General features: G+C 35.9%; 7 protein-coding genes and 1 pseudogene. 4 read left to right on the forward strand and 4 right to left on the reverse strand.

All coding sequences use genetic code 11. The features are described from left to right. Positions 1–270: SIS domain-containing protein (locus D5R40_RS25730; RefSeq protein ID WP_124155431.1), on the forward strand; the 270-nt coding region annotated here is incomplete at its 5' end. A 434-nt stretch (positions 271–704) separates the two neighbouring features. Here D5R40_RS25730 and D5R40_RS25740 read toward each other — a convergent pair. The 3 genes and pseudogenes from D5R40_RS25740 to D5R40_RS25750 form a co-directional block, all read right to left on the reverse strand. Next, positions 705–1,544, reverse strand: a complete 840-nt coding sequence (locus D5R40_RS25740) for a DUF1822 family protein (RefSeq protein ID WP_124147846.1) — start codon at positions 1,542–1,544, stop codon at positions 705–707. Positions 1,545–1,649: 105 nt separating this feature from the next. Next, positions 1,650–2,429 (reverse strand): RNA polymerase sigma factor, encoded by a 780-nt coding sequence (locus D5R40_RS25745; protein ID WP_124147845.1) that lies wholly within the window; start codon positions 2,427–2,429, stop codon positions 1,650–1,652. Positions 2,430–3,795: 1,366 nt separating this feature from the next. Next, a pseudogene (locus tag D5R40_RS25750) lies at positions 3,796–4,548 on the reverse strand (aldo/keto reductase); the annotation flags it as partial. Positions 4,549–5,500: 952 nt separating this feature from the next. Between D5R40_RS25750 and D5R40_RS25755 the strand changes: the two are divergent. Then, a complete protein-coding gene (locus D5R40_RS25755) occupies positions 5,501–6,919 on the forward strand; it encodes a BCD family MFS transporter (RefSeq protein WP_124147843.1) in 1,419 nt (472 codons plus the stop codon). Positions 6,920–7,510: 591 nt separating this feature from the next. Continuing rightward, positions 7,511–8,788 (forward strand): DNA/RNA non-specific endonuclease, encoded by a 1,278-nt coding sequence (locus tag D5R40_RS25760; RefSeq protein WP_124147842.1) that lies wholly within the window; start codon positions 7,511–7,513, stop codon positions 8,786–8,788. Between the two features lie 147 nt (positions 8,789–8,935). Here the strand turns inward: D5R40_RS25760 and fdhD are convergent, their stop codons facing one another. Continuing rightward, a complete protein-coding gene (gene fdhD / locus D5R40_RS25765) occupies positions 8,936–9,793 on the reverse strand; it encodes a formate dehydrogenase accessory sulfurtransferase FdhD (RefSeq protein WP_124147841.1) in 858 nt (285 codons plus the stop codon). Between the two features lie 206 nt (positions 9,794–9,999). On the opposite strand from fdhD, the gene D5R40_RS25770 reads away from it, so the two are divergent. After that, positions 10,000–10,911, forward strand: a complete 912-nt coding sequence (locus tag D5R40_RS25770) for a molybdopterin dinucleotide binding domain-containing protein (protein WP_240039215.1) — start codon at positions 10,000–10,002, stop codon at positions 10,909–10,911. Positions 10,912–11,597: the final 686 nt, after the last annotated feature.

The following is an 11,597-nucleotide window of genomic DNA, read 5'->3' on the forward strand; positions in this document are numbered from 1 at the left end:
GCGATCGCTATGCCTGGTTTAGTATATGAAAAGGTACTTTCTAATGCTCAGGAGGCTAAAGCGAGGGATGCACAGTTAATTGGGGTGACTCCTGAAAGTACGGAGGCGGATGTGTTTGATCATGTGTTGGCGGTGCCTGCTGTGGATGAGTTGTTGTCTCCGATGTTGACGGTTATTCCTTTGCAGTTGTTAGCTTATCATATTGCTGCTCATCGTGGTTTGGATGTGGATCAGCCGCGAAATTTGGCGAAGTCGGTGACAGTGGAGTAATATCGAATCTGTGGTATGGGAGTGTTGTGGTGAAATAATAAAGTTGTATAATTTACAATAAAGTTGTATCATTATCATAACTCAAAAGTGTCACTATGACGCACATTATATGGCTAGAAGTAAGTGAGAGTGGACACAAGCTAAATTTGAACGATTCCTCAAAGAAGGTCGCGCTCAAGGAAAAGGAAAAAACTACGTTCCTTGGATTCAGATTCACGACTTTCCTTCTCAGGGTCGTTCCCATAGAATACTAGGGTGGAAAACAGGTCGAGAACATCACTTACTATCAGATCGAGAGAAACAAACATTTTATATATTTGATTGGTCAGATATCGTAACCGATATCAGAGAACAATACCCCAACCCCTCTCCTGCAAGGAGAGGGGATAGAGGTATTACCCTTGCCTTCCCTTGCAGAGAAGGGGTTCGGGGGGTTAGGTTGTTTCCACCTGCCAAATCTCTTTCAGTTTAGCCAAAAGTTGTTTAGCTAACTTTTGAGTAGTACGCGGCACAGACTTAATTTCTGTCACAGGTTCTCCTACCTCATCTCTATCTCTGGTAGCAACAGCCATTCTTTCTTCCATAACTTTACCGACTGCGGGCAACTCACCCGCCAATACCTTTCCCCCTTTACCGCGCCAGTTACCCCCATCATCAGGAGATTGACGATAAATTGCCTCCAATGCTGCTGCCATCAAACCTAAAGATTTTTTCTGGGTTTCTACCTCCACAACATTACGAAATTCCACAGCTAAGGGGTCATCACTAAGCAAAAAATCCCTACCCGCTTCTAACTGCATTAAATAATCCAATAAGTTTTCAGCAGGTTGTAACATTTCCAGAGAAATATAGCCATCAGATTCAGTTAAATCGCTCAAACAAATAAATCCTAAAATATCTCCAAAATCCAAAGATTCATCAAAGCCAACTGCCACATAAACCAGTCGATTTTCTCTGACAAATTCAGGAATTAAAAAACTTATTTCTCCTGGTAAAACGCGCCGAAATTCTATTACTCCCAAATCTGGAATAATTACATCAGCCACATCCTCAGCTATCCGCCAAAGAGGATTAAAACAGTCAGCATTTTCTAAGTTTGTGTCAAAATCTAAGCCATTGAGAAAATCTCGCCCGATATATACTGCCAGAGTATTTAGATAAACTTCTTTTGCCCGTTTTTGAGAAATTTGTTGTTGAGCAAATTGTTCAGCTATAGCATAACTTTCTGGAGATAACGGAATTCTAAAAATCAAGGATTCGGTGAGACTATTCATAGTTGAAGTTAATAATTATAGATTGATAATTCATTCAAAAAAGGTATAGATAGGGAGGTTCCATAGAACTATAGAGTGGAATATTAAGCCTGATTGCTGATTCACTTATTCAGCATTATTTTCTGCAATAATTTGCTCTATACATTTAAGGCATTTATTCTTCCAATTTCGATTAACAGTAGATTGATTAACACCTATTTTATTAGCAATTTCTGTTTCTGTATAACCTTGACATTTCACCAGTAAAAATTCCCAGCAGTCAACTTTTTTAGTACAGTTGCGTAACTTATCTATAGAACCACCAAAAATAGGTAACTTATCTATAGTTTCCTGAGAAAGATCGCCTAGGTTAAAATTATCTAAATCGTTTAAGTTCTTATGGTCTTTTATCTTCTCACCCACCGTTGAATATTCTTGACCATCAACATCATTTTTCGGTTGGTCTAAACTGACAATAATCTGCCCATCAACTTGACTTTTGCTTTGCCATTGACGATATAAATTGCAAGCTGTATTGTAGTGAGAACGATTAAAGTAACAAATGAAGAGATTACCAAGCTGATCATCAGAAATATTATCTAGTTGATCGAGAGTAATTTGATTTCTCCTACAAAAATTTGTAAGAATTTTGTCAAACTTTAAGAATGTTTCCTGTAGAGAATTATCATCAAACTCATTTGAGTCATCAAAATTAGTCTGAGAAAAACTCTTCTTAACTACCAGACCAATTTTCGGATGTTGCCAGAGCCATGTTGACAACTTATTTCTGGCTTTATTACGAGTATCAGATTCATCACTAAGGAAATCCTTAAATAACTGAATCAAGTCTTCCGGTTTTCGATTCATTGCCTGTTGCTGTTGACTTTTTAATGGTGCTTTTATCATTTTAATACTAAAATTTAAGGATAAAAAAAGCAAAAATTAGGCCACATAAATTATCTTGTGTGCCTTTAGTAATTACTTCTGTGATTCGATGCCAAAAAACGCAGTTTTGGAAAAATCTCAAATTTCGTAGCTCATATTTCAGGGACGTTCTATGGAAATCTCTGTAATTTAGCAATATTCCCGCCAGCTTTTAGGCTATTATTTATGAGCAAATTTTCAAAAGATTGTTGAGTCATTTCTAGCTTTACTCCTAATTTATTTGTTCTAGTGACTTAACTATTTGAAGGGAAGGAAATTATGCGGTTATTCAAATTTTTTTTGTTGATATTAGTTGAATAGGGAACAGCGGTGCGACCCCGCGTCGGCAGCAGACACACTTGGTAGCGCACTATTTTTCGGGAAAAGTGGCAAAAAAAATAGGACTGTATTTGATTAATTATCAATCTATGTCAAACACCAACTCATTCTTTGCTATAGCGCTGTGCGCAGGCAACAGACAATAGGCAACAGCTCCGGAAGGGGGAATAAAAAGCTGATAATATAAGATTTTAGCTATTGGACACCTCCTGTGATTTGTAAATATGCCAGCGCACATTGCTATATATGATGAGATTTCTTCAGTTAGTGAGTGAGAAATTAACCTATTTAGATTTGCCAACCCCACCCCTAGCTCTCAATGAGTATTTATATATCTAAAAATTTCCCCATTTTCCCATCTCTCCATCCCACACCTTTAAATCACCCAAATTTTCATTTTGTGGAGCTTAAAAAAATCAAGAGAGTTAAGATAGGTTGCATCCGGGAAAAAAACGTGAAAGTATAAATATACTAGGTTTTGTTCGACCCTACACCTGACTTTTTATTCAACGCAAAAAAAAGATAGCTTTAGACAAAAAGAGCAATCGCTGAGAGTAGTAAGTGAAAGTTTAGTCATTTTGTGAAGCTCAAAAAAAACTCCTAGGTAAAAGAGCGATCGCCTTCTCTTCCCAAAAAAATCGTGATACTATAGATATATTAGGGGTTGTTCGTACCTACGCATGACTTTTTATTCAACCAAAAAACATTTCTTCAGCTATGAGAAATATTGTGCGATAGCATACGCTGAACTGGAGGTGATCGCTGAGAGTAGTAAGTGAAAGTTTAGTCATTTTATGAAGCTCAAAAAAATCGAGAAAGTAAGGTAGGTTGCATTCGGAAAAAACCGTGATAGTGTAAATATAATGGTTGTCGTTAACCTCAAGACATGACTTTTTATTTAACACAAAAAAAAGATACTTTTAGACAAAAAGAGCGATTGCGTACGCTTAACGGAAGGTGATCGCCATCCCTCCTCAACTAATAAATAATTAAATTAACTCCAACGTTTTTGTTTTAACAAAGACATCACAGGATCAATTTTTTCCAAACCCTTTTTCTGGAAACGAGAGTCAAATTGACGAGCACCAGTCGGCGGTTTTTCCACAGTATATTTCCCAGTTAATAAACCTTGAGCCAAAGGACTATAAGCTAAAATTGTCACCCCTAACTCTCTAGCAGTATCCAAAATTCCTTTAGCTTCAATTTGTCGAGAAAGCAGAGAATATCTCACCTGATTAGTTGCTAAAATTACCCCTCGTTTTTCCAGAATTCCATGAGCTTGACGCATCTCTTCAGCCGAATAATTACTAACACCAACCGCTTCAATTCTGCCCTGTTTTACTTCATCAGCCAAAGCATTTAATAAAGTTTCCTGACTCATAAAAAAAGTAAACGGCCAATGTACTTGATAAAGAGTAACTTTCGGCAACATTAATCGTTTCAAACTAGCAGTAACAGCATCAGCAACAGACTCTGAAAAAAAACGCCAAGGTACAGGACCATATTTAGTAGCAATTTGCACAGGTTGTGCAGTTTTTTGCATAAATTTTCCCAGCAATTCTTCTGATAAACCATTGCCATAAACTTCAGCAGTATCAAAGAAATTTATCCCTGCTTCTAAGGAAGTTTGAAAAGCAGCTTCTACTTCATTAGCTCCATAATTATTGCCATAATTCCAAAAAAATTTATCCCCCCATGCCCAAGTGCCAATACAAATGGGATTAACAGTTATTCCTGTTTTACCTAAAGTAGTTGTTGCCATGTTCAAAAAAATCCTAATTAGTGTATAATGCTCAAAGCCAGACTAACAATTTTTAGTTAAATTTTAATCTAGATAGATGTTAATTTACCAAAAAATAATTCAGTTATCAGTCTTCAGAATTCAAAATAAAATTCAGTAAGGCTTATGTATGAATAACAGGGTTTAAAAGCCATTAAGTCATAAAATTGATAGTTTTCAATTAGTTCATAGCAAACAATGCTAGAATAATTATTTTGTCTTCTAGTTTGGTAAGCATTCAGCCATCAGCTATTGCTTTTAGTTTTAGATAAAAGCTTTACTAATTGAGTTAGAATTTATACTTACTATAAAAGCTGGCTGAAACAGTCTATATTCATTAAAATCCTCTGCTTTTGCTGAGAGCTAACAGCTAATAGCTGTTTGGGCAGCATTCCGCAGGAAATGCTTACTTAGTTTGTGGCAACTGACTCAAAAAATCAGGTCTCAAACCTCCCTTTTTAAGAGGATAAAACAGAAAATTTTGCATCTTCTCGCCTCCCTATTATAGGAGGTACTAAAAAAGGAAGCTATAGCAATCATAAATCATTTGTAAAAAATCTAAGAATATATAAAAAGTCTGAAAGTTTTACCGAATAATTAACGTTTAAAGCCTCTCCTTTAAAGGAGAAACAAAACAAATTTTTCCTTTGAGTCAATCCTATCAGTTTTCAAGGAGAGGTAATTATTAATTATTAATTATTAATTTTTGAACCCTGTTCCCTGTTCCTTAAATTCAAAGATTTTTTTACCCGCAACTGAAATAGGATTGCTATAACTGATATAGCAAGGAAGGAGTTGGTTAGGACATAGATTGATGATGAACCTCAGACAGAGAAAAGCTTTTGCCACTGTTCCCTGTTCCCTGTTCCCTGTTCCCTGTTCCCTGCTATAACTGAATTGACTCCTTATTCAATACTTAAATAATAATATAGTTATGACAATAAAAGATTCTTCCAGTCCACTCAAATTTATCAAATTAATCCAAGAAAATTTTCTATTTTTTAGATTAGGTTTATATCAAATGGGGTTAGGAACAATGTCAGTTTTAACACTCGGAGTTTTGAACCGAGTGATGATTACTGAATTAACAATTCCTGCCACAATCGTAGCATTTACTTTGTCATTATATCAATTTATGGCACCAGCAAGAGTTTGGTTTGGTCAAATGTCTGACGTTAAACCTTTGTTTGGTCAACACCGTACAGGTTATATGTGGATAGGGGCAGTTTTGTTTACTTTAACTGCTTTTATTGCCGTACAAGTTATGTGGCAGGTTGGTGATAGTTTAGAAGTCAATGGTTGGACGAATCCTACATTTTTTTGGGTGGGAATGTTGGGTTTAATGTTTATAATTTATGGTTTGGCTTTAAGTGCAAGTTCTACACCTTTTGCTGCATTATTGGTAGATATTTCCGATGAAGATAATCGTTCTAAAGTTGTCGGTATAGTTTGGTCAATGCTGATGGTAGGAATTATTATTGGAGCAATTACCAGTAGTATTTTACTTAAACAAGTTGGTGTGGGCGCACCATTAGAAACTGTCAAGGCATCTGTTAATAGTTTGTTTATTAAAGTGCCAGCAATTGTATTAATTTTTGCCTTTATTTCCACAGTGGGAGTTGAACAAAAATACTCTCGTTATCGTACTCGTTCAACTATTGCTAATCGGGAAGATAAAGTTACTCTAGGAACAACCTTAAAAGTTTTAAGAGCTAGTCGTCAAACAGGTTTATTTTTTACATTTGTATTTGTACTAATTATTAGTTTATTTATGCAGGATGCAGTTTTAGAACCCTATGGTGGAGAAATATTTTCGATGCCAATTTCTGAAACTACAAGATTGAATGCTGTATCGGGTATGGGCACTTTAATCGGATTAGGTACAACGGGATTTTTAGTAGTACCAAGATTGGGTAAGAAAAATTCTCTAAAAGTGGGATGTGTGGCAACAACAATTAGTTTTATTTTGATAGTTATGTCGGGGTTTACTGGCAACCCTTCTTTATTTAAGGGAGCTTTATTTTTATATGGTTTAGCTGCTGGTTTAACTACTACTGCTTCTCTGAGTTTAATGTTAGATTTAACTGTGGCAGAAACAGCAGGAACTTTTATTGGTGCCTGGGGATTAGCTCAAGCAATGGCAAGAGGATTATCTACAGTTCTTGGTGGTGCGACTTTAGATTTAGGTAGACTTTTCTTTAATATTCCAATGCTTGCTTATGGCTTAGTTTTTCTCATGGCAGGAATAGGAATGATACTATCAATTTTTCTGTTAAATCGAGTCAATGTACGAGAATTTCAAGATAATTCAAAACAAGCGATCGCTACTATTTTAGAAGGAGAATTAGATTAATTAATAATTAATAATTAATAATTAGGGTTTGCTGAAAAAATCTTTTAGTTAGGAGTAGGAGACAGGATAAATAGGAATGAGCGAGGAGGTTTGAAGAAGAATTCAGTATACAGGATTCTGGAGATAAATTAGGTTGGGGTTTGATGGATAAAAGTAGCAATTTTTTAGTATCTCCATCATTTTTTCTCTTCTTGCTCCCTACTTCTTACTTGTTATTACAGATAAATTGACCGATGAAATTTCCTCAAGTAATTCTGATTGACCATAATCTAGATATGTCTGATGTAAGCATTCAGCGGTCAGCCATCAGCTAGCCTCCTCCGGAGGAACTGCGCAATTAAATATTACTTTTAGTTTAGAATCAAAGCAATATTTAATTGTCTTACTACAAAAGTTGGCTCCCTTGTCCTTAAAGTCAGTTGTTAATTTAAACACTATCCTATATGAGATAGTCTTGTTGCTGGTAGCTGACAGCTAATAGCTGTTTGCGCAGCATTCCGCAGGAAATGCTTACTGTCTGATTTCTTAAAGCTTCTCTAGCCTAGCAACTTGATATAATCAATTTGTAGAGTGAAAAAAGGAGTAATACGAATGGTTGGTTATGACCCTGAATTCTTAGGTACAGACTTTCCGTTACCAATGCCTAGTTTTTCCCCAACTCTAGTTGGTAACGTTTTGAGAAAACCAGAGCTGCGAGACGATATATATGTAGATTATATTAACTTTACTGTCATTATGAATCGCGTGCGACGTTCGCCACTCGTAACTGCTCTCAATATTGACCAAAATCTGCTCAAAAAAGTGCAACGGAAGCGTGGATGGGATATTGATACTCGTGTAGGTTTTGAGTATCAATTAGACAACGATTATTATGCTAATAACTATTGGGATAGAGGACATTTAGCGAGAAGAGCGAGCGCTGCTTGGGGTAATTCCAAACAAGAGGCAAGAAGAGCTTCTGATGCAACTTTTTTCTTTACCAATGCTGCATTGCAACATGAGAATTTCAATCAAGATGAATGGCTAGCTTTAGAGAATTGGGTCAGGAATTTGACTCTCGATCAGAACGGTTTAATCACAGAATTTACTGGTCCCATTTACGGCGATTTTGGTAGAACAATTACTCCTTCTGGTCGTCAACCTGCGGTAGTCCCTTCTGGATTTTTCAAAATTGTATGTTTCATTAACGGACAAACACAGGAATTAGATGTGCGAGCATTTATCATGTGGCAAGATTCAGATGCTCTAGCAGATAAACGAGGAAAAGAGCTTTTTAACTTCCAACGCTATCAAGTCACAGTATCAGAAATTGAAGAATTAACAGGATTATTTTTTGACGACAAAATCTATGAAAAAAATCCTCTCCTGTTTAATGAAAATGAGGAAGCAAAAGAGAAATTAAATATAGATAGTTTTCCGGAGTGTATCCCTGTAGATGAACCAGAAGAAATGATTTCTCAGGAGACAAAACGACAAGATATCGGTGAAGAATTACCAGTTTATATTGCTGCTGCGATGGTGAATCCAAAAGGAGACGAACGTCAAAATGAATGGGTTTCCGTTATCAATCTGTCCCCAGATGAAATTGATTTAACAGGTTGGACACTATCAGATATGAAGCGGATTCCTCTTGAGTTGGATACAGTTTTGGCAGGAGAGCAACGGATACTAAAACCGGGAGAAGCGAGGCAAATTAAACCTTTAAATCCGTTGGCGCTTTCTAATAAAGGAAGTACGATTGCTCTTTATCAACCAATGGAAGGAAGCGAAAGAGGTTTGCGCATTGACCGAGTTTATTATACTCAAAAACAAGCTAGTGTAGAGGGAGTGCCAATTGTGTTTTCCTATCAAAGAAAAAACAAATCTTAACTTTCTTTTTACACATATAGCAATCCTAAATAGGTCGTGACAAATCAAAAAGTAAATCAAAAAACTGAAACTCTTATTTGTTCTCTGTTCCCTGTTCCCTAAAAAGCAGTAAGATTTTTGACACGAATAAAATAGGATTGCTATAGATTAGGTATACTCGATTTTTTGACCAACTTTAATTCTTTCCACACCAGAATAAATATTAAACTTTTTCCCCCGCAAAAATCCGATTAAAGTAATATTAAATTCCCTAGCTATTTCTACTGCTAAACTACTAGGCGCAGAAACAGCACAAACTATCGGCACACCTACAGTTATACATTTTTGTATAATCTCAAAACTCGATCGCCCACTCACCATAACAATATGATTATTCAAAGGTAATATACCTGCTAAAAATTCCGACCCTATCAACTTATCTAAAGCATTGTGTCTACCCACATCTTCTCGCAATTTCAACAATTCCCCTTGAGTATCAAATAAAGCAGCAGCGTGTAAACCACCAGTAGATTTAAACACCCTTTGAGCATTACTTAATTTCTCAGGCAAACTATAAATAACTTCCGCTGGAACTTCAGATTTTAAAGGAATAGCTGAAAAACCTTTAATATGCAGAGATTCTATACTTGCTTTACCACAAATTCCACAAGCGCTAGTTGTGAAAAAATGTCTTTCTAAGGTTTTTAAATTTGGGTTTAATTCTGATTTAAGGGTGATATTAACAATATTTTGCCGTTGTTCCCCGTCAATTTCTGGGTCTATACAATAACTAATTTTTTCAATATCTTCACGATTTTTGATAATTCCTTCACTATAGAGAAATCCTGCTGCTAAATCAAAATCTGCTCCTGGAGTTCGCATCGTGACTGCTATAGTTTGTTTGGGAAAAGTTAGGCGAATTTCTAAAGGTTCTTCTGTTGCTAATTGGTCGGAACGAGTAACAAAATTGTGATTGTCTACTACCCAAATTTGTGCTTTTGTTTTGCTACTTGGGGAATTTTTCATACTTAAGAAACAGGGAACAGTTTAACTGGGAACTAAGAACATTTGTAGGATTGTCATTTCAGTTATCAGTTTTCAGTACCTCCAGCTAAAGTCGGAGACTTGAAATACTAAATTTAATTTTTTTATCCTCTTAAAAGGGGAGATTTGAGAGCTGATTTTTTGTCAAACAGCTAGTCCTAATATAAAAAAAATTGAGGGGTTTTTCTGTGCCTAACTCTCCTGGTTTAATTGCTTCGGAAATGATTGATAATGCAGCAGAAGGAAAGTTAGATGTTTTGTTTTCTGTAGGGGGAAATTTTTTAGAAGTTTTGCCAGATCCAGATTATGTAGAAGCTGCTATAAAAAGATTACCTTTGAGAATACATCAGGATATTGTTTGTTCTAATCAAATGTTAGTTGAACCGGGAGAAACGGTAATATTGTTACCTGCCACAACTCGTTATGAAATTCCGGGGGGAGTAACAGAAACAACTACAGAAAGAAGGGTGATTTTTAGCCCGGAAATTCCTGGAAGGAGAGTTGGAGAAGCTCGCCCGGAATGGGAAGTTTTTGTGGATTTGGCAAAGTTAGTACGTCCTGATTTAGCAAATAAGTTAGAGTTTGAAAATATTTCAGAAATTCGTCAGGAAATTGCTTTAGTAATTCCGCAATATTCGGGAATTCAGCATTTAAAAGAACCAGGGGATAATTTTCAATATGGTGGTTCTCATTTATGTTTTGGTTGGAATTTTCCCACACCGAATAGTAAGGCTAATTTTTCAATACTTTCTCTACCTCAAGAAGAGTTAAAAGAGGGATATTTTTTAGTAGCGACTCGTAGAGGCAAACAATTTAATAGTATGGTGCAGTCAAAGAAAGATGCTATTACTGGAGCTATGCGAGAAGCAGTTTTAATTAATCCTATTGATGCGGAAAATTTAAGTTTAAAAGATGGGTATAAGGTACTGTTAAAGAATGATTTGGGTGAGTTTCAAGGAAGAGTATATTTAGCTCCGATGAAACCAGGTAATTTACAAATACATTGGCCGGAAGGAAATGTGTTATTAGATCAGGGTAAACGTTCTGTTGAAGGTGTGCCTGATTATAATGCTTTGGTCTGTTTAGAAAAGTTAGATTAGGTTAAAGTTTTGAAGATATTGAGTGGGTGAAAAGATGGAAAATTTTTGATTCAAGGAGGTTACTGATTTTTGAGTAATACTAAATCTCACGCATTCTTGCTACATCTTCTTGAAAGTAGGGAGTAGGTAGCAGGAAAGAAAGAATATAGTTTTTCTAATCCTGAGTATTTTGTTAAGTAAGCTTTCATTATTTGGACTCTGAACTACTGTGCCACATTTACATGGAATCTACTCTATCTTCCAAAGAGAAGTGATTTTTATTGATTAATTGTTAATTTAAGAATAAATTTCTATAGAAACTTTCTTGTTGAATAGAGTTATATAATCTCCTTTGAAGAGTGTGATAAAAAACTTTCTCCTCTTCCTTCTTTGTTCCCTCCTGACTCCTGACTCCTCACTCCTCCAAAGAGAGGTAATTTTTAGTGATTAATTGTTAATTTGAGAATAAATTTCTATAGAAACTTTCCTGTTAAATAGAGTTATATCATGTCCTTTTAAGAGCGTGATAAAAAATTTTCTTCTCCTCTTCCTTCTTTATTTCTTCCTGACTCCTGACTCCCCCTCCTGGGAGGGGTTAGGGGTGGGTTGACTCCTGACTCCTCCAAGGAGACGATTCATAAATTTTATCATTTTCTTTGTGGGTTTAATACCCCACCGTCAACGGGGGTGTTCAAAATTACTTGGGG

The organism is Okeania hirsuta (assembly GCF_003838195.1).
Lineage (GTDB): Bacteria > Cyanobacteriota > Cyanobacteriia > Cyanobacteriales > Microcoleaceae > Okeania > Okeania hirsuta.